This is a genomic window from Methylomonas methanica (genome assembly GCF_001644035.1).
GTDB lineage: Bacteria > Pseudomonadota > Gammaproteobacteria > Methylococcales > Methylomonadaceae > Methylomonas > Methylomonas methanica_A.
Genome location: NZ_LUUG01000059.1, coordinates 38,689 through 61,483 on the forward strand (window position 1 = coordinate 38,689; position 22,795 = coordinate 61,483).

The window sequence follows — 22,795 nt, forward strand, 5'->3', positions numbered from 1 at the left end:
ATAGCTTGGTGTCAGTGAACGCCATCGCGCACCCTGACCTACCGGACTTATCTTGTTATCACTGTCATGGATTACCGGAATCCAATGTCGTAGGTCACGTTGACACCTTAGCGGCTACGTGAAAAACCGAGCCGCCAACCCCCTCAATCGAACACGTCACCCCAATCCGGTGGCGGCGGCGCCTCTTCGGCTGGAGTTGAGTCAGCGTCCGCCGGTTTTGGCGGCTCTGAGTCGGTGTCGGCAAATTGTGCTTCGGTCTCGGCAGCCAGCTCGTCGGCAACCGGTTTTTCGGCCACTTTTGGTATGCCGTCCAGATAACTATCCAGCAAACGACACAGATTTTCGTAAAATCCGCCTACCGTCTGCTGCTGCATTTGCTGTTCTATAAACCCATACAAAAACTGCTTTTCCGCCGCAATCAGGTTTTCGCTGACGGCCTGCGCGGTTTGTTCGTCTACATGATGCTTACCCACCAAAGCCAAGGTCAAGCGATCACCGCGCCGCTCCTGCCGGTCCTTGATGTCTTCCAGCAACTCTTCGATGCCAGCCAGGCGCCGACGTTTATTGCGGCGATTAACGGCTAGCAACACAATCAACCCCGTCAACAAAACCAGCGATAACTCACCCAAGCCGATAAGCAACAGCGATTGATTCATTTACCCAACTCCGTAATGCTCTCGCGCACACCGCGTTCGGCATCGTGGAAAATTTGCAGCATTTTCTTACTGCTGTTTTCCAGCTCCAGGGCTGTCTGATTGCCGCTAAACACGCGGGTATATTCGGCGGACATTTCATCTATGGTTTTCATCGCGTTATCCAGTTGCCGCACCAATTGTTGATTGATCCTCTCCATGCCGGCCAGTTGATTCGCTTGCGGCGAATCATGCACCGCAGCTACAGGCGCAATCGCTCCCCGATTTGCCAACAAATTCTGGTACGGCTCGGTTAGCCGACCAATACGCTGCTCGATCTCACTCAACAACACCAACTCGCGTTTTAGAAACAAGCGAACCACCCCTTCAAACAATGCGCGTTCGGAGGCGTTGACTTCTTGCAACAATGGTTCGATCTCCGCTGTAGCCAAACCACAGTTTTCCTCCAGAAATTGCTCCAGCCAGCGGCTTTTGACGATGGCTTGCTCTTCAAGCTCGGTAATGAAATGATCAATTTCGGCCATCTCTTTCCCTCGTCGGTTTCTCGATATAAAAAACAGCACGATGCCGAACAGCGTCAAAAACCCCAACGCCTCCGCTGCTAATATCACTACCACGGAATCGAATGGATTCATGACAATCTCTCCAGTAACTGCTGATGTTTTTCTGCTTGGTTTTTTTTCAGGTAACGGTAGGTAAAAAATCCACCGACGCCCAGGACCAGATTGATTGCCAGCAGAATGCCGCCAACCAATAACCAATTGGTTGGCGGCGCTTCCGGCGGCGGATGTTGCTCGTGGTCAGCCTGCTCATGGTGCTCGCCCCCCGCTTCGTGATTGGCTTCTTCGTGATGTGCATCAGTCGCGGCCTCCGGTGCGGCCACCTCGACCTTCTCGGCAGGTGCGAACCAACTGTCGTCGATGCTGAGCGGTTTGACTGCCGGTGTCAGCGGTTTGCCGGCGTGGTCTTTGGCCATCACGTTGAAATTGACATGCGTGGTGGTCTCCGGCGGCAATCCGACCAAATCCATGATCCAAACCCCGTCCTTGCCTGTTAAAACCCGGGTTTCCGGCTCGCGCCCGGCTTGGTTAATCACCGCATTGATCACCAGCCCGGCAGGATCAATCAGCTTGGTATCCGGCAGCAGCTTCAAGCTAACCTGCCGCTGCGCCACATCCACATGCTTCTCGACGGTAATAGGCGTGGCAACCACTTCGATCTCATGCACAATTTCCCGCTTGAAGGTCTTACCGTCGGCGACGATTTTCAGCAGATGTTTACCCAAACTTAAATGCTCGACCTGATGCTGATAAAAACCGGGCTCGGCAGCCACGACCTGCATTTTCGCCGGCGTTTGCTGATCCTGGATAACTTCCAGGGCCAACATGCCCAGAAAATCGGCGCGGGCTATCAGTTTGTCCTTATCGGTAAAATGCGCTTTTATCGGCAAAGCTTCGTTCTCGCCCAGAAAATTAGGTATCTCACTGAGTTGCAGTTTCAGGTCGGTGACTATCATGACTTGGTTGTCCGGATCGACTTCCGCGACCAAGCGCCATTCGCCGATCAACGGTTGCTTGACGGTGATCAGGTCGTAAGTCTGACTTTCCAGCCAGGACACATTGGCGACCATGCTTTGTTTACTGATGCTTTTGCCGTCCGGCGCAACCAATTGCGTCGGCGCGGCATGCGGCTTTTTGAACACCAACACCGAAAACTCATGGATGCCACTATCAACTTTGAATTTATTGTCGGTTAGCGGCAAGGTCTCTTTCGGGGCGGCTTTTTGGGCCATCTTCAAAAATACCCGCTGTAACTGCTCGGCCGATTGTGCGGTTTCCGCCCAGCCGCCGGTCTCGAACGCCAATTTTTCCAGCAACTCTTTGTCGGCCTGCTCCGATAAGGCGATGGTTTGCACGTTGATATTTTGCTGCTGGAGTTTGGGGATCCACTCGCTGAGAATTCGTTCGCGGGAATCCGCGCTTTGCATGATGTCTTTGGAAATATCCACAAAACCATCAGTCAACAAAATCAGATGTTTTTTGCCACTACCGGTAAATCCTTGGCTGAGCACGGTCTGAATCGCGTCCTCGATATGGGTGTACAAACCGCGAGAATGAATATTGGCCGTGGCTTTGCTGGCTTGCTGTTTCCAGGCAGAACTGACGGCATCGGTGGCTGACAGCGGCGCGGTTTTTTCGGCGAACAACCAGAACGCCGCCTTGGCGCCGTCCGGCAACAAATTGACCAGCAAACGGCTGGCCTCTATGCGCAGATTATCCGGATCGTTCTGTTTCATGCTGCCGGATACGTCTATCAACACCTGAATTTCATCGGCGCCGGCAGCGGCAGGCGCAGGCTGACAGCGCGCTGAATCGACACTTAACAGCAACACGCAGAAAACCGTAAAAATAAACGACTTGAACATAAGTCCGCCGACAAAAGTTTAGGCAATGGATAGCAAATATAGCCCAAGCATCTGACTATTCTGATATTTTTTAAATCAGGCTGCGGCCGGCATTACACTTTATAATGTTTTCACTATTTCAACCAAAGGAGAACTTATGTCTATCAAACGAATGGTCGACCTGGATTTGGCCGGCAAGCGCGTGTTAATCCGCCAAGATTTGAATGTGCCGGTCAAAGACGGCAAAGTCACCAGCGACTTGCGCATCCAGGCCAGCGTCCCGACCGTAGAAGCCGCATTGGCCGGCGGCGCGGCGGTGATTTTGATGTCACACTTGGGCCGCCCCACTGAAGGCGAATACGACGAAGCCTCCAGCTTGAAGCCAGTCGCCGAGCGCTTTTCACAATTGCTGGGCCAACCAGTGCGCTTGGTGAAAGATTGGCTAGAAGGCGTGGAAGTAAAACGCGGCGAAGTAGTACTTTGCGAGAACGTGCGTTTTAACAAAGGCGAAAAGAAAAACAACGCCGAACTGGGCCAAAAAATGGCCGCGCTGTGCGACATTTTTGTGATGGACGCCTTTGGTACCGCGCACCGCGCCGAAGCCTCGACCCATGCGGTAGCAGAACACGCTGCCGTGGCTTGCGCGGGCCCGCTGCTGGCTGCCGAACTGGATGCGCTAGGCAAAGCCCTGGAAACTCCTGCCCGCCCCTTGGTTGCCATCGTCGGCGGTTCTAAAGTGTCTACCAAATTGACCGTGCTGGAATCCTTGTCGTCTAAAGTCGATCAATTGATCGTCGGCGGCGGCATTGCCAATACCTTTATCGCCGCAGCCGGTTACCCGGTCGGCAAATCCTTGTATGAAGCGGATTTAATCCCTGAAGCCAAACGTCTGATCGCTTCGGCAAAAGAACGCGGTGCGGACATTCCGGTACCGGTCGATGTGGTCTGCGCGAAAGAGTTTTCCGAAAGCGCAGCGGCTACAGTGAAAAACGTGGCCGATGTGGAAGCTGACGACTTAATCCTGGACATCGGACCGGAAACCAGCAAGCAATACGCGGAAATCCTGAAAACCGCCGGCACCATCGTCTGGAACGGCCCGGTCGGTGTATTCGAAATCGACCAATTCGGCGAAGGCACCAAATCGCTATCAATGGCAATCGCCGAAAGCCCTGCGTTCTCTATCGCGGGCGGCGGCGACACATTGGCAGCGATAGACAAATACGGCATCGCCGACAAAGTGTCTTACACATCCACAGGTGGCGGCGCGTTCCTGGAGTTCCTGGAAGGGAAGGAATTGCCGGCGGTAGCTATTCTGCAAACCCGCGGCTAAGCGCTGAGGCCTGATAGGGCTATTCGGCCCTGTCAAAATCTCATATTTACCAGTCGATCAGCATGGAGAGTTGTTGATTGACTGGTTGCGATCCGTTGTTGTGCCTATCGCGCGATTTGATTTAATGGCAGCAATAGATTATTACCAGTCATAGCTACTTGTCGCCGATGATATACAGAAAAACCTCATCGCCAATCAATGGATTAGTCCATCAAATATCATTTTTCAGAAGGTTTACGGAAACTCTCTAATTACTACGCATCTTCTAAACATGAGTATGGACAAAGATCGAGAACCAGCGATAGGAACAAAAGCCAACAAAGCTCCCCGTGATGATCGCTCATCCTTGGAGCAACAATTAACTCGACAACTCAGATATCTCGATAACTCCTCTGCATTATTCGACAAGGGCGATCATGACGAAGCCAACAGGCTTGCTACTGTGATAAGAACCCTGTTGCACGACACAGATAAATCCAAATCGCTACTGGGACAACTCGGCCTCAAATCAACGCTCAAATTCGTTGACACTGGGCTTTATAGAGAACATCTTGATGCTGCGATGAACGAATGGATTCAGTCACAGCATCCGGGGATGTCAATTTGCGCAATTCAACCTGGAGAGGCCGGACTTGTCGAAATTGGCATAAATCCTGATGGTTCGGCTGGCTGGAGAGCGCCTCTAAGAGAGCAGCGGTTTCATCCTAACGACCCTAAGTCCTCCGCAATGCTCGCCCCCCAATCGTTTGAGTACTGGTGGAAAACTCCATTGGTAGAGGGCAGTGATTTAAAGCGATTCAGTCGCAAAAATCTGGTTTTAATCATGGCAAACCAAGATGGCGGTGCGCATGTAGACCCGAGTTTAGACCGTGATTACGCAAATTTATGTAGCGATTACCTGGGAGTCCAAGTGCAATTCGGCGACCCTGATCTTACTATGGATGCAAATTCTGAAATTCCACCAGTGGGGAACAACGTGGCTTTTGCTTGCGTGAGGCAGATTTCTTTCGAACTTGCGCTCACATTACACCGCCATATATCGAGAGCCTAACAAGGTACGCAGTGCTTAGCCCACATTAGCAAGTAGCCTCAATGAAATCGAGGTTTCGTAGCCACTCCCTTTCAATTACCGATGTGAGCTTGTTGACCGGCAGCCGACGCCCTCGATTCCGCTGACGCTGCATCGAGGCTACAATGGCCCGATTTCAATCGACGTAAGGAATGGCGATGGTGGCGTATCGGCGTAATTTCTTGGCGGGTGGCACTTATTTTTTTACGGTGACTTTGCGTGATCGCCGGGCGCGTTTTCTGGTCGAACATGTCGACGATTTGCGCCGAGTGTTTGCGCAAACACGCGCCCGAAAACCGTTCGTGATTGAGGCAATGGTGGTATTACCCGATCATTTGCATGCAATATGGCGTTTGCCGGAACACGATACCGATTATCCCGGACGTTGGAAATCGATTAAATCGCTGTTTACTCAGGCCCTGGACCGCCAGGGTATGGATGTAGGCAAACGGCATGATGGAAGCGCATCTATCTGGCAACGCCGTTATTGGGAACATACCATACGCGACGAACAGGATTGGTTGCATCACATCGATTACATTCACTTCAACCCGGTGAAGCACGGTTGGGCGCAACGCGTGCAAGATTGGCCGTTTTCATCGTTTCACCGTTACGTACGTCGCGGATGGTTACCTGTGAACTGGGCTGGCGAGAATGTTGCCGATCGGAGTTTCGGCGAACCGTAGCCTCGATGAAATCGAGGTTCCAAAAGCCAACACCCTTCAATTGCCGGCATGAGCTTGATGGCCGGCAGGATAGCTCGAATAGCGCCTTACCCTAGCCCGACCGCTTCTGTTTCATCTTTACGAATGCGCTATTGATGACGGCTTGTTTCGAAAATCACGATTCGACAGCGACGGCCTTGGGCGCGGTACAGCGTTTCCAAAATGCCATGCTCAGACTTTTGAAATCGTCCAGATAGGTATAAGCCACCGGAATCACCAACAAACTCAGCAAGGTGGACGTCACCAAGCCACCGATGACCGCGACTGCCATCGGGCTGCGGAATGAGGAATCCGCGCTACCCATGCCTATCGCAATCGGCAACATACCCGCGCCCATCGCGATGGTGGTCATCACGATAGGCCGAGCCCGTTTGTGGCAGGCATCCAGCAGCGCATCCATGCGGCTCATGCCGTGTTCGCGGCGGGCGACGATGGCGTATTCGACCAACAGGATGGAGTTTTTGGTGGCTATGCCCATCAGCATCACCAAGCCAATCAAGGACGGCATAGAAAAAGCCTTGCCGGTCAACAACAGCGCTACGAAGCCGCCGCCGAAGGACAGCGGCAATGCCACCAAAATGGTGATGGGTTGCAGGAAGTCTTTAAACAGCAAGACCAGCACGATAAAGATACACAGTACGCCAGTCAGCATGGCCAAACCAAAGCTGGCGAACAGTTCCCCCATCATTTCCGCATCACCAATGTTGATGCGCTTCACGCCGGCTGGCAGGTTTTTAATGCTCTGAAGGTTTTCCACAGCCGTGGCAACGTCGCCGAGCGGCTGGCCGGACAATTCGATTTCGAAGTTGACATTGCGCGAGCGGTCGTACCTGTCTATCACCGCCGGACCGCTGGACAGTTCCAGTTTAGCCACCTGGCCGACCATCACCGCGCCGATGCCGGCTTTTGCGGACGGCACGGCCAAGCGTTCCAACACGCTCAAATCGTGCCGGCCCTCATCGGCCAGTTTCACCACCATCGGCACCTGGCGTTGGGCCAGATTAAGTTTGGATAAAGACCAGTCGTAATCGCCCAAGGTGGCAATGCGCAGGGTTTCCGCCAGCGCGGTGGTGGTCACGCCCAGATCGGCGGCGCGGGCAAAATCCGGCCTTACCGCGATTTCAGGACGCACCAGCGCGGCGCTGGAGGCAATACTACCTAGACCGGGAATAGTTCGCAGATCGCGTTCCAGGCTGCGGGCCGCAGTACTCAATGCTTGCGGATCGTCGCCGCTCAACACAAGCACGTATTTCTCGCCGGAAGCACCCAAACCGACTTTGGTGCGTACGCCGGGCAGTTTTTGTAGCGCCTGGCGGATACTTTGCTCGATGACCTGTTTACGCACCGGTCTGTCCTGACGGTTGGCCAAGGTAATCGTCAAGGTGGCTTTGCGCACCTCGCCGCTGCCTTGATTGCCGGCCATGGGATCGCTACCTGCCGAGCCGCTGCCGATAGTGGTGTAAATCGTTTTTACGTAATCGATACCAGCGACCAACTGCCTGGCAGCTTCGGCGGACGCACGCGTTTGCGCCAGACTGGAGCCGGGCGGTAATTCTACGAAGACCTGGGTCTGCGGGTTGTCGTCCGCTGGGATAAAGCCGGTGGGCAATAACGGAATCAAAAACAGCGAGCCGATAAAAAACGCCGCCGCACCGCAGATTGTGGTTAGCCGATGGTGCAAGCACCAGCCTGCCAATTTCATATAGGTGCGCATCACGACACCTTCTTTTATCGCTGCGTGCTCCCTGTCTTTCAACATATACGCCGCCATCATCGGCGTCAGCATACGGGCGACGACTAACGAGGCCAATATCGCCAAAGCGGCCGTCCAGCCGAATTGCTTGAAAAACCGGCCGGCAACGCCACTCATAAACGCGGTCGGCAGAAATACCGCAACCAGTGCGAAGGTAGTGGCCACCACAGCCAAACCGATTTCGTCGGCCGCCTCCATCGCGGCTTGATACGGCGTTTTGCCCATCCGCAAATGGCGGACAATGTTTTCCACTTCGACGATGGCGTCGTCAACCAGGATGCCGATCACCAACGACAAGGCCAACAGCGTGATCACATTCAGCGAGAAGCCCAAATAATCCATACCCAAAAAGGCCGGAATCACCGACAACGGCAAGGCCACGGCGGAAATAAAAGTGGCTCGCCAATCGCGCAAGAACAACCAGACCACCAAAACCGCCAGCAAGGCCCCTTCGTAGAGCATGGTCATGGACCCCTGAAATTCCTCCTCAACTGGCGTGACAAAATTAAAAGCCTCGGTGAATTCAATGTCCGGGTTGGCGACGCGTAGTTCGGCCAAGGCTTTTTGCACGCCCGCGCCGACCTCCACTTCGCTGGCGCCCCGGCTGCGGGTCACTTCAAAGCCCACCACCGGCTTGCCGTTCAGCAGCGCCAGCGCGCGCGGTTCGGCGACCGAGTCGTCCACCTTGGCGACTTGATCGAGCCGAATGTGGCGGCCGTCGGCCAGGGATAGCTGCAAGGGCCGTATTTCATCGATCGAGGCCACGTTCGCCAGGGTGCGCACCGGTTGCTCGCCGCTACCCAAATCGATACGGCCGCCGGCGCTCTCGCGCTGCATTTGCCGCAATTGCCGGGAAATATCGGCGGCGGTCGCGCCTAGGGCCTGGAGTTTGACCGGGTCCAGCGCAATCGTCACTTCGCGGCTGACACCGCCCACCCGATTGACCGCGCCCACACCGCGCACGGCCAACAGCCGTTTGGCTACCGTATCTTCGACAAACCAGGACAACGCTTCTTCGTCGCGCTGGCTAGAGCTGACAGTTAAAGCCAAGATCGGCGAACCAGCCAAGTCCAGCTTGGTGACAATCGGGTCGCGCAGGTCGCCCGGCAAATCGGCGCGGACTTTGGAAACGGCGGAACGCACATCGTCCAGGGCTTCCTGTACAGGCTTCTCCAGGCGAAATTCGGCGGTGATAGTAGCGCTGCCATCTTGGACTTTGGAGGTGATGTGTTTCAGCCCCTGCAAGGTGGCGATGGCATTTTCGATCTTCCGCGCCACCTCGGTTTCCAATTGCGACGGCGAAGCACCGGGCAGCGAAGTCGAGACGGTGATGGTGGGCAGATCCAGGTCGGGGAAGTTCTGGATTTTCATCGATTTGAAGCTAAGCAAACCGGCAAAACTGAGCAGCACGAACAACATCATGGCCGGAATGGGGTTGCGGATACACCAGGCGGAGACATTCATTGTGTCAACACCCGCACGCTGTCGCCATCAGCCAAAAAGGACGCGCCGCTGGCCACCAGTCGATCATCGGCGGCCACTCCCGATAAAATTTCCAGTTTGCCGCCGTTTCTGCGACCCAGTTGCACTTTGACTTGCTTAACGCGGGCTCGGTCTTCGGTTTGTTCTGTTAGCAGAAATACATAACTAAAGCCATCCCGCAAAGACAAGGCCTCTTGCGGCACGGTCAGGCCGGTGGAGTTGCCCAAATCAAATTCGCCACGGGCAAACATGCCTGCGCGTAAGCCGTTCTGCACGGCATTGGGCAAATCAACGTAAACCAGACCGTTGCGATTCTGCACATCCAGGGTTGGCGCCAGGAAACGCACCGTACCCTCTATGCTGCCGACATTAGGCACTTCCACCATCACCTTAATGCCAGGTTTGAGTTGAGTCATTTCGGCTGCGGTCAACTCGCCGCGCCATTCCAGCCGGTTTTGCCGGATCAAACGAAACAATTCCTGCCCCTTGGCGGCGACAGCGCCCAAGGTGGCGCTACGCGAGGAAATCACGCCATCATCGCTGGCTAACACCTTGGTATATTTCAGCCGCAACAATTGTGCATCCAACTGCGCCTTGGCCAGTTGCACTTTGGCGTTGGCGGTTTTTTCGCTGGTTAGATATTGTCCAACTTGTTGAGCGCTCAAGGCTTTGCTGGCAAGCCGAGCAGCGCGTTCGGCGTTGATCCGCGCATCGGCCTGATTGGCCTCTGCTTCCGCCAATACCGCTCGGCTTTGCGCGACATCGGCCAGCACGCTCTCGTCGGAAAATGTCGCCAACACCTGGCCTTTCTTGACCGCTTCGCCGACTTGCACATTGATTGCGCTCAGACGCAGATCGCCGACTTCAGCACCGATCACCGCTTCCTGCCAGGGGGCTATTGAACCGTTAGCGGTAAGGCTGACCGGAATATCGCGCATTTCCGGGCCAATCACCGAAACACTAAGCGCCGGGTTGTTGTTGGCGGGCGGCGTGGTTGACGGGGCGGGTTCGTTGGCCCGGCCGATGGCTATCCCAATGCCAATTATCGATAACAGGACGAGTAACAATGTACCTATCTTGCCTTTACTCATGACTTTCCTCCGGTGAAAGTGGCGTTTTGATGCAAAAATAATTGGCGAACGCTGGTCAGTAAACCGTCCAGCGCCGTAGGACTTAAAGCAAGAAGTTTCAGTGGGTTATTTTTCATCAGCGCCCCCTGCACGACGTGCGGCCTCGCCTTCGACCATGACAAGCGCATAGCCGGCTAGACGCTCCGCCAGCACATCAATCGCTTTGGGCGCGGTTAAAATTTGCGGAGAAATGACGGAGACGACTTCTTGCCCGACATAAAAATACACGGCCATCCCTATCATCGCGAAAGCCAACCTATGCAAATCGACGTCAATATCAGGCAGGCGTAAATGCGCTTTCAACAAGGAAACCAGCGCTTCATGTTGCGGTTTGATTTCGGTGTCGATTTCTTGTTGCCAGGCGCCGGTCGGCTCGATCATTTCCCGAAAGTGCAGTTTCATCACCAGCCCCAGTTCCTCGCCTCTTTTAAAAGGCTCCAGAAATTCGCTGAAAAACCTGCCCAGCACATCGCGCAAGGGTAAGTCCGCGTATTCCGCCACATTGGAACCACAAGGCAAATCGCCCATCGGTTCGGTGAACGCAGCACGATATAACCCGGCCTTATCGCCGAAGTAATAGCGGATCGAGGAAATATTCGCCCCCGCTGCATCGCAGATTTCCCGTGTAGAGGCGGCCTTGTAGCCCTTTTCGGCAAACAGCCGCAACGCCGACATCACCAGTCGGCTGCGTGCGTCGTGAACGTCTGTGTTTGAGTTTTCGGTTGTGACCATGCTGCCTCGGCGAAGTGCTTGCCAGAAATAAAATCAATCGATTGATTTGCAAAATATCAATCAATCGATTGATTGTCAATCTGGAGCGAGCGCAGGCCGTGAGTTTGAATGGCAGAGAGATTATTCGGATTTGCCGGGCAAGATTTTGGAAATGGTGTGACTGAAGTACTGGCTGCTAATTTGAAGACCGCGGAGCTAACAGCCTCCCAAGATGAATACCTTGTTGTTGGACAATGAGATGCTGGTACGGCATTGTCAGGCCCGCCAGCGGCAAGCCGCCGCCGGCTTGGACCGAAAACCCAAGCCGACTAAATATCGTTTCCGAGCAACTTATACGCAAAACTTAAACATTTCCTGCCAATGCTGATTAAAAGCCATGTCGGATTTTAAAATGTGCTGGGTCCATTTATCGATAAAGCCCATCACTTCCTCGGTACTCCAGTCGTCCTGTTGAATTTTTTTATCCATTTCCAACAATTTTTCCAACATCAGATTGTGCTCTTTGACATGGCTTTTATAGTGATGAAACCCAACCTGATTCATGAATGCTTCTTCTTCCCCAAAATGGACTTTAACGTGCTGGTATAAATCAAATAGCGCGTCATTCATCTCATGTTTATTCACGGCAGCTAATAATCTTTCCGCCAACACAAAGAAATCCTTATGTTGATCGTCGATTTTTTCGTCGCCCAAGGCGTAGCTTTCTTGCCAGGCAAAATGCAACAAGCTGCCAGGTTGCGGTGCTTTTAACAATTCCACCACCCTATGCTTGGCGATATTATCCGGGGTTTTTGTTTGACATTTTTTGAACACAAAACTTTGCCGCGCCTGGTGATAAAGATCGTTTCCGTAAAAATTGGCGTACATCTGGGTTAACTCGAATTTTCTATAAACCGCCAAGGGTTTGGCGGCCTCGTCGGCGCAGCGCCTTTCGGCTTTTTCATCCAACAGGACTTTCAATGCGCCTGGGTCGGCCAGATAGGATTTGACCGTCTGTTTCAATTGCGCGGCAAAAATCGTGTGTTGCCGATCCAACACCTTATCAACCAAGCCCATTCGCCAAGCTTTCTTGGCACTAATCGGCAATCGTTCTTCGGTCAGTTGCGTCGCCATGCTCAACCCTACTCGTTTAGGTAATAAATACGTCCAATATTCGGAGCCATAGAGTTCTCCCATATTTTTGTAATGCGGGTTGAAAATCACCCCATCCCTCGCCAAGACCTTATCCGGCGCAATCGCCAATATCGCCCCGCCTGCTCCGCCGCCGCCGGATAATGCGGCGATGGTTAATTTATCCAAGGTCGTGATAATTTGGTAAATCAGGTCGTCGATGGCGTTGATGTTTTGCCAAGATTCGTCGGCGGGATTGGCGGCGGCTTCGATATTATTAAGGTGTATGCCGTTGGACCAGCAGTCTTCGCCGCCCATCAACACAATGACTTTCACATCCAGGGTGGCGACGTGTCTATACACAGACAATAGCAATCGGCATTGCGCCGTACTCATCCCACCATTATGAAAGGCAAAATGGATATAAGCGGCTTCACCGTCGAGTTGATACCACACCTCCTGGCAAGGCAACTGCCGCCCCGGTTTGCTGTAATCGATATCGATAAACTTCAAGGCTTTGCCGAATAAACCCTTCAAGCCGTTGCCCGGTTTCGGCAGCAAATCTTGCAGCGCCAGGGCCGCCGGCAGTTTGATGCCGTTTCCGCCGGGTAATTTGGCTTTCAGGTGACCGATCCACAGCGCGCCATCGCATGTCGCCCGGCAGATCGCCTGGTTGGCAATGGCAATGATCTCGCCGGGTTTGCCGCGTAAATGGTCTTCGCGGTGGGCGTTGAACAGATAAAAGGGCTGACCATAAATCTGGTCCAATACCCCAGGCGTGCCGTCCGCCGCGCGTATCCGTCTCAAAATCTGCTCGGTGCTGTGTTTTTTCCAATCAATCACTCGATCCGCCTGTTTCATCTGCGGCCGCAATTGCCCTTTGACATCCGGACGAGTGTAATCCAACGGCTCCGGCTTGAAATCGGCCGCCTCCAAATAACTCAACGCCTCCCACAAGCATTCGACCGCTGCAATGGTCACTTCGCGGTTGAACACGCTGCTTTTGGTGGCGGCGCGCAGCGGAAAGGTTTTACAAGCCCAAATCGCCCCGGCATCCATCTCGTCGTCGGCCTGCAGCAAGGTCACTCCCCACTCCTTAAGGCCAGTCTGAATTGCCCAATCCAGTGACGAAGGGCCGCGATCACCCTTGATACCGGGATGGACGATCAAACATTTATAGTATTGATAAATTGCCTTGGGTATACGCCGGGTTAAAAACGGGCATAGGATCAAATCAGGCTTAAATAGCGCGACCCCCTCTAACAACTTGGCTTCATCGCCCAGATGCAACTCCACGGACACCGTATAACCAGCGTCTGCCAATTCGCTGTAATAACGCTGGGTTAGCCCAGAGAATGCGGTTGAAATCAGTAAAATACGCATAGTTATCCCCTCATTTAATTTATTTTTGGCAAGCCTTGGGCGACTGCCCTTGGCGGCAGCATCAAAAATCGCTTTGTTAAAAGCTAATCGGCTATCGCTTTGCTGAAGCGCTGTCGATAGTTCTGCGGGTTGACGCCAAGCTGACGAATAAACGCCCGCCGCATCCGCTCGGGATCTTTGAATCCGGCTTTGCCGGCTATCGTTTCCACGGCTATCTCGGTAGTTTCCAGCCAATGCCGGGCTTGATCGATACGCGCCATTTCCACGAACTTGGCCGGGGTCATGCCGGTTTCTGCTAAAAATAGCCGGGCGAAATTGCGCGGACTCATCGCCATGCGCTCGGCCAACATGTCGACGTGCAAATCCTCGCTGGTATGCGCCATGATCCAGGTTTGCAGCTCGCGCAAATCCGGGCGATGACTTGCCTCACAGGTCAAATAGCTACTGAATTGCGATTGGCCGCCAGGACGCTTCAAAAACACCACCAAAAATCGCGCGACATAGAGCGCTAACTCCTGTCCCCAATCATCCTCCAGCATCGCCAAGGCCAAATCGATTCCCGACGTAATGCCGCCCGACGTGAAGATATGCCCATCCCTGACAAAGATGTGATCGGGCTCCAGCTTTACACGCGGATAGTTCCTGGCAAATTGCTGGCAATAGTGCCAATGGGTGGTAGCCTTGCAGCCGTCCAGCAAGCCGGATTCAGCTAGCAAAAAGGCACCCGTACATACCGAAGCCAGCCGATTGACTTTGGGCGCCATCGCCTTGATCCAATCCAGCAGTTTGACGTTAGATAGCTCGCCAGAGATATTACCGCCGGCAATCAACAAGGTATCGAACTGACTATCCAGAGCGCCATAGGCCTCATCGGCAATGATTTGCAGGCCGGACATGGTCGTTAGTGCTCCAGGGGTATCCGCTAATACCTTGACCGTATAAATACTTTGCTCACTAAGCCCTAACATTTTTAATGTACAGTTGGCAAAGCTGAATACTTCAAATGGCCCGGAAATATCCAAACTCTGGGCATTCGGAAACGCCACAATGCCGATTTTCCGGTTTTTAAAGGTAAAACTATCGGGCTTGGAAAAACTGAAATTATTCATGACGATACCTCGGTAACGGCCAGCGTGAGCAGCATGACGCAGAATTTGCTTACGCTCAATGACAAATTTCCCTCGATTTCTGCCAAAGAAAGGCTCCGACTGTAGTTTTTTTGATCCGATAAACCGCGTCATATGCCGCATGCGAATACGGTATATGACATAGTTTTGCATGTAATCCTGACCCTACGTAGTTCCCTCAAAAACCTTACCCCCCCAAGCATTATGCGGACTGGGCAACTGTCTGCCTTTATTGGCATACAGCTTGCGGCAAATTCCCACTTCCGTTCACAAAAATCCGGAGCTTGTCGCTTGTCCGTCATCGCCATACAGCACGATCAGATAGCCGAATTATTTCTGAATCACAAAGAAGCCATCGTCGATTTTTTGATGCAAAAGGTAAAGTGCCCGGATGCCGCTCAAGATTTAAGCCAGGAGACTTATTTACGTCTGTTGGGCAAGGACAGTCTGGCGCACACCGACAATCTGACCGGCTATCTATTCCGTACCGCCGAACGACTGTCGATAGATTTTATTCGCCACCATCAGCGTAGCGGTGCAAAGACTCAAGGCTTAGACGACGAGTTGACCTGCCCGCTGATGCAACCCGAGGACTTCGCCATTCTTAGCCAGCAATGCGAGCGCCTGTTACTGGCTATCGCCAGCCTCTCGCGACAATGCCGGCATATCTTGCTGCTGCGCAAGATCGACGAATTAACGTATGCGCAAATCGCCGGACAACTGGGCATTTCCGAGAAAACCGTGCAACGCCAATTGGTCAAGGCCATGCTGCACTGCCATCAAATACTAATCGATCCGCAGTACTAAACAGGCAAATTGATGAAGGTATCTAAGCTTTCGCAAGACCAGATTCTTAAACAAGCGGCGACATGGTTTGTGGAGTTGCAGTCCGAATACTGCAATGACCAGCGGCGGCAAGCATTCTCGCAATGGCTTCTGCAAAATCCCGCGCATCAGCAGGCTTACGACGACATAGCCAGCCTGTGGGGAAACCTGGACAAACTAAAAAGCCGCGAGGTAACGGGCTTGAATGCCGCACGCTCAACACGGCCCCGCCTCTGGCGAAACGGCAAAATCTTAACCGGCAGCCTGCTGCTTGCCACGGCACTGACCGGCGCATGGCAGGATTTCAAAGCGCCCAGCACGGCTTATCAAACAGGCATTGGCGAACGGCAAACCGTGCAGCTGGCCGACGGTTCCCAACTGCAATTGAATACAGATACAAAACTGAGTGTGCGTCTGTCCTGGTGGCGCCGCGAGATTGAATTGCGGCAAGGCGAAGCCATGTTCAACGTCGCCCATCAGGCCTGGCGCCCGTTTACCGTGCGTACCGGCAGTTTGCAAATTGAAGACATCGGCACCGTGTTTAATGTGCGGCATGATAATCACGGCACCGCCGTATCGGTGCTGGAAGGCGAAGTTGCCCTGCATGCCGGCCGCAGCTGGTTTGGCGAAAATTTACCGGCCGGCTTCAGCCGCAAGATAGATCCAAACGGCCACTGGCAAAAATCCGAAAAAACCAATCCCGAACAAGTGGCAGCATGGCTTAACGGCCACCTGTTGTTCGACCATACCCCGCTGACCGAAGTCGTCGCGGAATTGGAGCGTTATCACGCCGTGCGTTTTGCGTTTGCCGATCCTGCTTTGGCCAAACAAACCCTTAGCGGCAGTTTCAATACCGCAGATCTGAAGCCGTTTCTGCAAGCCTTGGAAAAAGTCCTGCCTATCCGCGTGCAACGCCAAAAGCAGACCATCGTGCTGTACAGCCGTTAACAAACAGGTCTTCGCTGTTGGGTTCAAAAAAAATATTCCACAAAAATGTCCAGTTTGACCAGTCTGCTTCGTTAATGGGGTATGGCGAGTCAAAAAATATTGCCACCCACGACTAACAGGAGATGATCATGGATTGCAAACTTTACCCCACACCTGCGAAAAAGCCGCGCCGACAGTTACCGCTGCTGGCTCTGGCTCTAGCTACGTCGATGGACGCAAGCGCGGCAAACAGCACCGGCACGAGCATAGACCTGCCCGCGCAGCCGCTGGCAGCCACTTTGGAGAATCTGGCAAAGTCCACCAATACTAAATTGATCTATGCAGACACAGTAGTGCAAGGCTTGCAAGCCCAGCCGCTGAAGGGCAATTACACCGTACAAGAGGCTTTGGAAAAAGTGTTAAGTCAGAACGGCTTACAGTACGAGCAAGTAGGCGAAGGCGTGATCGCGGTTAAAAAAGCCCCAGCGCCAAAAGCACCAGCTATAAAGGACGATTCGATTTTCGAGCTGGGTGCGGTCACCGTTAGTGATCAAGCCGAGAGTGTAAAATTAACCAGCAAGGACATAGCCACTTCGGTGGACATCATGTACGCCGATAAGATCGCCGACCAAAACGTGTTGACGGCCTACGACTTGTTCCACCGTATGCCCGGCGTCCAGGTTACTCAATTCGGCCAAGGCATCACGACCGGAAAAATGTCGTTTCGCGGCTTCAATGGCGAAGGCCGGGTTAACGCGGTCAAATTACTGATCGACGGCGTACCCAGCAACACCAACAGCGGCGACACCTATTTCATCGACTCGCTGTTTCCGCTGGACATCGAGTCCATCGAAGTGGTGCGCGGCACCAACGACGCCCGCTACGGCCTGCACTCCTTCGCCGGTAACATCAGCATGAACACCACCACCGGCGGCAACTACGCCAAGGGCCGGCTCAGTTACGGCAGTTTCAACACTCACGACATCCAGTCCGGACTGGGTTATGAAAAGGACGGTTTCTCGCAAAACTACCAAATTTCTTACCGCGCCAGCGACGGCTACCGCGACCACAGCGACACCGACAAAAACAGCTTTTCCGGCAAGTGGTTTTACACCCCGGATGACCAAAAATACAAAATAGGTCTGATCGCCCGCTGGAGCGAAGCCGGCGCTCAAGAACCCGGCTATATGACTTACCAGGAACAGTTACTCAATCAAACCCAAACCTTCGCCCGAAATGCCACCGACGGCGGCAAACGTACGGTTGGTCAAGTCAGCACCCATTTGGATGTCAACCTCAGCAAAACCTTATTCTGGTCGTCCAAGGTTTACGGTAACTTATTCGACGACCAACGTTACGTGACCTATGGTCCAGGCGCGGCGCAGCAAGAACGCGACCGCGACGAAATCCAGTACGGCGCGATGACCTCGCTCACCTACCATCCGGTTGTCAGTTGGTTGGACGACTTTTCGCTGGAAACCGGGTTCGATTTCCAGCAGCAGGAGAACAAATACCTGCGTTATTTGACCGATAGCAGGGTTCGCCGTAGCAGCGGTTTGCGTAACGACGAGAAGTGGGACTTCTTGAACTACGGCGGCTACATTCAGGCCGTGATCAAACCCTTCAAATGGTTAAAGCTGACACCGGGCTACCGTGCCGATATCATCGACGGCAGCTTTTTCAACTATCGCCCCGGCACGACCTTCGGCTCTTCACCATTGAACGATTACGGCACAATTTCGCAGCCGAAAATCGGCGCGGTGATTACGCCGATCGAAGGTTACAGCCTTTACGGTAACTGGGGACGCACCTTCCAGGTCGGTCTGGGACAGGCCACCTTCATCGGCCGTAACCAAGCCAACATTGGCCCCTCCTTGAACGATGGCTGGGAAGTTGGGATCAAGCTGAAACCGGTGGATTGGGCCGAGGGTCGGATCGCCTATTGGGCGCAAGACGCCAGTAACGAAATCAGCCGCAATTTGGCCAGCGTCGATTCGACGATGATCGGTGCCACCAAGCGCCAGGGCGTGGACATTGAGGTCAAGGTCTACCCCACCGACAAAGTCGGTGTTTGGGCAGCCTATTCTTTGCAGGAAGCTAAAGTCACTAACCCGCCGGCAGTCGCGGCCGGCACGATGGAATACACCGCCGGCAATCAGGTGGTCAATACCCCGAATTATTTATTCTCGGCCGGTATCGACTACCAGATTCTGCCGCAACTGCGGTCTTCGCTGTGGACCAGCGGCCAAGGCGACTACTTTGTCGATCAAGCCAACCAACGCGGCCAATACGGCGAATACGCCCTGCTCAACCTCGATTTGGGCTATCAGGTGACCAAGGAAGTGGAAGTTCAATTTCAGGCTAAAAACCTGACCGATGTTCGCCGGGAATACGTTTGGTACGACGAAACCTTCGGCGCCACCGCCCAACCGTTCTTCTCACCCGGCGACGGCGTTGCCTTCTACGGCGCAGTCAACGTTAAGTTCGACTACTAAGCTCGCTTAAATCATGAGAGCAACGGCCAGTAAAAAGCAGGCTAGACGCCAGTTTTGGCTGGCCGTACATTTATACATCGGGCTATCGCTGGGCTTGATTGTGGCCATGGTCGGCCTAACCGGCAGCCTGCTGGTGTTTTATATCGATCTGGACGAGTGGCTTAATCCGCAGCTGATCATTTCCGAATCAAGCACCCAGCGGCAAAGCTACGAGGATATTTTTCAAGCCTTGCGCCGCGCCGAACCGGCTCGCCAACGCGGCTGGCGGCTGGAAATCCCCGACGATCCGCAGCGCGCGATCACCGCCCGCTACTATAAGCCGCAAGAAACCGCGCATCACGGCTTTGCCCCGCTGATGCTGTCGGTCGATCCTTATACCGGCTCGGTACTCGCCAATCGTTTCTGGGGCGAGTTTGCGATGACCTGGCTTTATGACTTACATTACAAATTGTTGCTGGACGAAACCGGCAAGATATTGATGGCTATCCTGGGCGGCTTGTTGCTGATGTCCTTAATCAGCGGCGTGTATCTGTGGTGGCCGCCGTTGCACAAATTAAAAGGCGCCTTGAGCTTAAAACGGCATGCCAGCCGCGAGCGCTTAAATTACGACTTACACAAACTGGCCGGCGTCTATAGCTTAATCGTGATGCTGGTATTGGCGATCACCGGAATTGCGTTGGAGATTCCGCAATACGTCAATCCTTTACTAGGCTATTTCTCGCCTTTGCAGGCATCGCCCGCGCCAAAATCGACCATAACCCAAAACAGCCCAACACGCATCAGCCTGGATCAAGCCGTCTCTGTCGGCCAAGCCCGATTTCCGCAGGCGCGCCTGTGCTGGATAGAAACGCCGCACGACGCCAACGGTAGCTATCGCATCAATCTGCGCCAAGCAGGCGAACCCAGCCAGCGCTTTCCGAAAACCAATGTCTGGGTGGATCAATATTCCGGCCAGGTGTTGGCGATCAGCAATCCCGACGAACTTAGCGGCTCCGATACGGTTATCAACTGGCTGCACCCGTTGCATACCGGGGAAGCGTTCGGCTTGACCGGTCAATTGCTGGTGTTGGTTTCCGGCTTGCTCTGCCCGATGCTGTTCATCACCGGCGTAATACGCTGGTTGCAAAAACGTCGCGGCAGTCGAAAGCGTGATCGGCAGCCACTCACGGCAAAAAATCGGCCGTTATCGCCTAATCTGCTGAATCGATAACGCCTTTTTAGTTTAGGGCTGGCTGGCAACGGCTAAGTATTTGCGGCAAAATCGCTCGGCTCATCTAAAATCTGCATAATTACTCGATCCGTTTCTGTGGTGCTTGCCGGAACTGATCGTTATTCAATTCTTGATTTTATTAGCGCAAAACTCATGTCTCACAGTAATTCCACCTCAGCCATTATTTATGCGTTCGCCGCTAATCTGGGCATCGCCCTGACCAAAACCGGCGCGGCAGTCTGGACCGGCTCCGGCTCGCTGCTGGCGGAAGCCATTCATTCCTTTGCCGATTGCGGCAATCAGGTGTTGTTATTTATTGGGATGAAACGCTCGGCGCGGGCGGCAACGCAGCGCCATCCCATGGGTTATGGCCGGGAAGCGTATATCTGGTCGATGATGGTGGCGATTACGCTATTCTCGGTGGGCGGATTGTTCTCGATCCACGAGGGTTGGTTGCGTTATCACGAGCCGCATACCGTGGAAAACGCCGGTATGGCTTTGGCGATATTGGCTATCGCCGTGGTTTTGGAAGGTTTTTCGTTGCGCGCGGCCTTGGGGGCGATGGAAAACGAGCGTGGCGAACGCGGCATTTGGCAATGGTTTAAAGAAACTCAATCCAGCGAATTGATGGTGGTGATCGGCGAGGACCTGGCCGCGCTGATTGGTCTGGTGATAGCCGCGGCGATGCTGGGTTTGACTATGCTTACCGGCAATTCAGTCTACGACGCGGTTGGCTCGATGTTGATCGGCGCATTGTTGGTGGTAGTAGCGGTGTTAATCGGCCGAGAAGTGCATTCTTTGCTGCTCGGCGAAGCCGATGGCGCGATTCGCGATGCCGTTCAAGGCTATCTGGAAAAACAAGGCTGCATCAACCGTGTGCTGAATATCTGGGCGGTTAGCCACGGCAGCCAGATCATGCTGGCGATTAAAGCCGAATTGCCGGCGGATTTAAGCGTGGGGGAAGCTGTTGAATTAATTAACGGAATGGAAAAACAGATCAAAATCGACCATCCCCGCATCAATTGGGTCTTTTTCGAAATCGATAATTCTGATTAAATAATACAGTCAAATGTTTAGGCCACATATCTGGAGCAAAGTAATAACTTGAGCACCCTACCGAAAACCCGTTTAGCGCTACTTTCTCTGGCTTGCCTACTGTTGCAAAGCACTCCTGCGGCCGCCAGATATGCGGCTATTGTGATCGACGCCGACACCGGCCGCGTGGTTCACGAAACCGAATCGACCCAACGCTGGTACCCCGCGTCCTTGACCAAAGTCATGACTATCTATTTAACGCTTTCGGCATTGGAAAACGGTCGCCTGAAACTGACCGATACCGTATTCGCGTCAAAACACGCCGCCTCGCAACCGCCTTCCAAACTGGGTTTGCGCACCGGCCAAAGTTTGACGGTGGAGCAAGCGATCATGGCGGTTACCACCCGTTCAGCCAACGACGCTGCGGTGGTGCTGGCAGAAAGACTAGGTGGTTCGGAAAGCAATTTTGCCACCATGATGACCCAGCAAGCCCATAACCTGGGTATGTACAATAGTTCGTTCGAGAATGCCAGCGGCTTGCCTAACGACGGTCAAATCAGCAGCGCCCGCGACCTGGCCTTATTATCCGCAGCATTGATTCGCGACTTCCCGCAACATTATCATTATTTTTCGGCGACGGAATTTAACTACAAAGGCCGGGTAATGCCCAATACCAACCGCATCCTGAAAAGCTATCCGGATGCCGACGGTCTGAAAACCGGTTTTACCTGCGGCTCGGGCTACAACCTGATCGCCTCGGCCAAACGCAACGGTCATCGTTTGATCGGCGTGTTATTGGGCGCCCATAGTAGCGGCGAACGTTTCGAGCAAATGGGCAATCTGCTGGATATGGGCTTTGCCAATAGCGAAAAAGGCCTATTCGGTGAGCATATCTCGCAACTTAAGGATTACAGCGCCCTGCCGCCGCCGTTTCAATTGTCGTCCAACCGTTGTGCCGGCAGTGCGGAACAAATGGGCGCCGACTCCGGCAGCAGCCGTTATGAGCCGATCCACATCAACGCGCCGTACAACAGCCGCCGCGAAAAACTCACGCAATTGGCGCAAGCCAAACCGCAAAACCGCGCCAGTGTTTGGACGGTGAGCATGGGCAGTTATCCCAGAAAAATCGACGCCGATGTCAATCTACAGCGCGCGCGTAACGCTCTTGGCCCGTTAGCTAAAACCGGGCGAGCCGGTATCGTCAAAACCAAATCAAAAGGCAGCACTGCCTGGCGCGCCCAATGGACCGGTTTACAGCAAGACGACAGTCAGGATTTTTGTCGACGGTTGCGCGCCAAACGCATGGATTGCAGTGCCTCGCCCCAACCCAGAACAAGTTTGGCGACAGCTTCCAACCCAACGAAGCAGATACGCCGCGTCAGCCATCGTAAGTCGTAATTTCTCA

General features: G+C 53.6%; 17 protein-coding genes. 9 read left to right on the plus strand and 8 right to left on the minus strand.

Annotation, left to right across the window (positions count from 1 at the left end):
* Positions 1–143: 143 nt before the first annotated feature.
* From A1332_RS08430 to A1332_RS08440, 3 genes are read right to left on the minus strand one after another with little or no spacing between them, the layout of a single operon-like run.
* The gene (locus tag A1332_RS08430) at positions 144–656 is read right to left on the minus strand and encodes a hypothetical protein (protein ID WP_064008057.1); all 513 of its coding nucleotides are present in this window, start codon (positions 654–656) and stop codon (positions 144–146) included.
* A complete protein-coding gene (locus tag A1332_RS08435) occupies positions 653–1,288 on the minus strand; it encodes a hypothetical protein (protein WP_064008058.1) in 636 nt (211 codons plus the stop codon). Before A1332_RS08435 ends, A1332_RS08430 begins: the two co-directional genes overlap by 4 nt.
* Positions 1,285–3,078 (minus strand): VWA domain-containing protein, encoded by a 1,794-nt coding sequence (locus A1332_RS08440; protein WP_064008059.1) that lies wholly within the window; start codon positions 3,076–3,078, stop codon positions 1,285–1,287. The genes A1332_RS08435 and A1332_RS08440 overlap by 4 nt, the downstream gene beginning before the upstream one ends.
* A 136-nt stretch (positions 3,079–3,214) precedes the next feature.
* On the opposite strand from A1332_RS08440, the gene A1332_RS08445 reads away from it, so the two are divergent.
* From A1332_RS08445 to A1332_RS08455, 3 genes are all read left to right on the plus strand, one after another.
* Positions 3,215–4,387 carry a phosphoglycerate kinase gene (locus tag A1332_RS08445; RefSeq protein ID WP_064008060.1) on the plus strand — a complete coding sequence of 391 codons (1,173 nt, stop codon included), beginning with the start codon at positions 3,215–3,217 and terminating at the stop codon, positions 4,385–4,387.
* Positions 4,388–4,658: 271 nt separating this feature from the next.
* Positions 4,659–5,438: a hypothetical protein gene (locus A1332_RS08450; protein WP_064008061.1), complete on the plus strand. Its 780-nt coding sequence runs from the start codon at positions 4,659–4,661 to the stop codon at positions 5,436–5,438.
* A 176-nt stretch (positions 5,439–5,614) separates the two neighbouring features.
* Positions 5,615–6,142, plus strand: a complete 528-nt coding sequence (locus tag A1332_RS08455) for an REP-associated tyrosine transposase (RefSeq protein ID WP_064008087.1) — start codon at positions 5,615–5,617, stop codon at positions 6,140–6,142.
* Between the two features lie 154 nt (positions 6,143–6,296).
* Here A1332_RS08455 and A1332_RS08460 read toward each other — a convergent pair whose 3' ends face one another.
* From A1332_RS08460 to A1332_RS08480, 5 genes are all read right to left on the minus strand, one after another.
* A complete protein-coding gene (locus A1332_RS08460; RefSeq protein ID WP_064008062.1) occupies positions 6,297–9,398 on the minus strand; it encodes an efflux RND transporter permease subunit in 3,102 nt (1,033 codons plus the stop codon).
* Positions 9,395–10,507, minus strand: a complete 1,113-nt coding sequence (locus tag A1332_RS08465; RefSeq protein WP_064008063.1) for an efflux RND transporter periplasmic adaptor subunit — start codon at positions 10,505–10,507, stop codon at positions 9,395–9,397. The genes A1332_RS08460 and A1332_RS08465 overlap by 4 nt, the downstream gene beginning before the upstream one ends.
* A gap of 105 nt (positions 10,508–10,612) precedes the next feature.
* Positions 10,613–11,278 carry a CerR family C-terminal domain-containing protein gene (locus A1332_RS08470; RefSeq protein ID WP_064008064.1) on the minus strand — a complete coding sequence of 222 codons (666 nt, stop codon included), beginning with the start codon at positions 11,276–11,278 and terminating at the stop codon, positions 10,613–10,615.
* Positions 11,279–11,608: 330 nt separating this feature from the next.
* Positions 11,609–13,771: a hemerythrin domain-containing protein gene (locus A1332_RS08475; RefSeq protein WP_064008065.1), complete on the minus strand. Its 2,163-nt coding sequence runs from the start codon at positions 13,769–13,771 to the stop codon at positions 11,609–11,611.
* 83 nt (positions 13,772–13,854) lie between these two features.
* On the minus strand, positions 13,855–14,880 hold the full coding sequence (locus tag A1332_RS08480; protein ID WP_064008088.1) for a GlxA family transcriptional regulator: 1,026 nt from the start codon (positions 14,878–14,880) through the stop codon (positions 13,855–13,857).
* Positions 14,881–15,189: 309 nt separating this feature from the next.
* Between A1332_RS08480 and A1332_RS08485 the strand changes: the two genes are divergently transcribed.
* From A1332_RS08485 to A1332_RS08510, 6 genes are all read left to right on the plus strand, one after another.
* A complete protein-coding gene (locus A1332_RS08485) occupies positions 15,190–15,705 on the plus strand; it encodes an RNA polymerase sigma factor (protein WP_064008066.1) in 516 nt (171 codons plus the stop codon).
* A gap of 12 nt (positions 15,706–15,717) precedes the next feature.
* On the plus strand, positions 15,718–16,671 hold the full coding sequence (locus A1332_RS08490) for a FecR family protein (protein WP_064008067.1): 954 nt from the start codon (positions 15,718–15,720) through the stop codon (positions 16,669–16,671).
* A gap of 128 nt (positions 16,672–16,799) precedes the next feature.
* Complete coding sequence (locus tag A1332_RS08495) at positions 16,800–19,145, plus strand: TonB-dependent receptor domain-containing protein (protein WP_082879603.1); 2,346 nt, start codon at positions 16,800–16,802, stop codon at positions 19,143–19,145.
* Between the two features lie 13 nt (positions 19,146–19,158).
* The gene (locus A1332_RS08500; protein ID WP_064008068.1) at positions 19,159–20,355 is read left to right on the plus strand and encodes a PepSY-associated TM helix domain-containing protein; all 1,197 of its coding nucleotides are present in this window, start codon (positions 19,159–19,161) and stop codon (positions 20,353–20,355) included.
* Positions 20,356–20,508: 153 nt separating this feature from the next.
* Positions 20,509–21,411 (plus strand): cation diffusion facilitator family transporter, encoded by a 903-nt coding sequence (locus A1332_RS08505; RefSeq protein ID WP_064008069.1) that lies wholly within the window; start codon positions 20,509–20,511, stop codon positions 21,409–21,411.
* A gap of 48 nt (positions 21,412–21,459) precedes the next feature.
* Positions 21,460–22,788, plus strand: a complete 1,329-nt coding sequence (locus A1332_RS08510; protein WP_231890245.1) for a D-alanyl-D-alanine carboxypeptidase family protein — start codon at positions 21,460–21,462, stop codon at positions 22,786–22,788.
* Positions 22,789–22,795 lie beyond the last annotated feature (7 nt).

What these genes read in the sequence shown, in the direction of transcription:
- A1332_RS08430 (WP_064008057.1), bottom strand. Translation starts at nt 656, where the DNA reads ATGAATCAATCGCTGTTGCTTATCGGCTTGGGTGAGTTATCGCTGGTT.
- A1332_RS08435 (WP_064008058.1), bottom strand. Translation starts at nt 1,288, where the DNA reads ATGAATCCATTCGATTCCGTGGTAGTGATATTAGCAGCGGAGGCGTTG.
- A1332_RS08440 (WP_064008059.1), bottom strand. Translation starts at nt 3,078, where the DNA reads ATGTTCAAGTCGTTTATTTTTACGGTTTTCTGCGTGTTGCTGTTAAGT.
- A1332_RS08445 (WP_064008060.1), top strand. Translation starts at nt 3,215, where the DNA reads ATGTCTATCAAACGAATGGTCGACCTGGATTTGGCCGGCAAGCGCGTG.
- A1332_RS08450 (WP_064008061.1), top strand. Translation starts at nt 4,659, where the DNA reads ATGAGTATGGACAAAGATCGAGAACCAGCGATAGGAACAAAAGCCAAC.
- A1332_RS08455 (WP_064008087.1), top strand. Translation starts at nt 5,615, where the DNA reads ATGGTGGCGTATCGGCGTAATTTCTTGGCGGGTGGCACTTATTTTTTT.
- A1332_RS08460 (WP_064008062.1), bottom strand. Translation starts at nt 9,398, where the DNA reads ATGAATGTCTCCGCCTGGTGTATCCGCAACCCCATTCCGGCCATGATG.
- A1332_RS08465 (WP_064008063.1), bottom strand. Translation starts at nt 10,507, where the DNA reads ATGAGTAAAGGCAAGATAGGTACATTGTTACTCGTCCTGTTATCGATA.
- A1332_RS08470 (WP_064008064.1), bottom strand. Translation starts at nt 11,278, where the DNA reads ATGGTCACAACCGAAAACTCAAACACAGACGTTCACGACGCACGCAGC.
- A1332_RS08475 (WP_064008065.1), bottom strand. Translation starts at nt 13,771, where the DNA reads ATGCGTATTTTACTGATTTCAACCGCATTCTCTGGGCTAACCCAGCGT.
- A1332_RS08480 (WP_064008088.1), bottom strand. Translation starts at nt 14,880, where the DNA reads ATGAATAATTTCAGTTTTTCCAAGCCCGATAGTTTTACCTTTAAAAAC.
- A1332_RS08490 (WP_064008067.1), top strand. Translation starts at nt 15,718, where the DNA reads ATGAAGGTATCTAAGCTTTCGCAAGACCAGATTCTTAAACAAGCGGCG.
- A1332_RS08495 (WP_082879603.1), top strand. Translation starts at nt 16,800, where the DNA reads ATGGATTGCAAACTTTACCCCACACCTGCGAAAAAGCCGCGCCGACAG.
- A1332_RS08500 (WP_064008068.1), top strand. Translation starts at nt 19,159, where the DNA reads ATGAGAGCAACGGCCAGTAAAAAGCAGGCTAGACGCCAGTTTTGGCTG.
- A1332_RS08505 (WP_064008069.1), top strand. Translation starts at nt 20,509, where the DNA reads ATGTCTCACAGTAATTCCACCTCAGCCATTATTTATGCGTTCGCCGCT.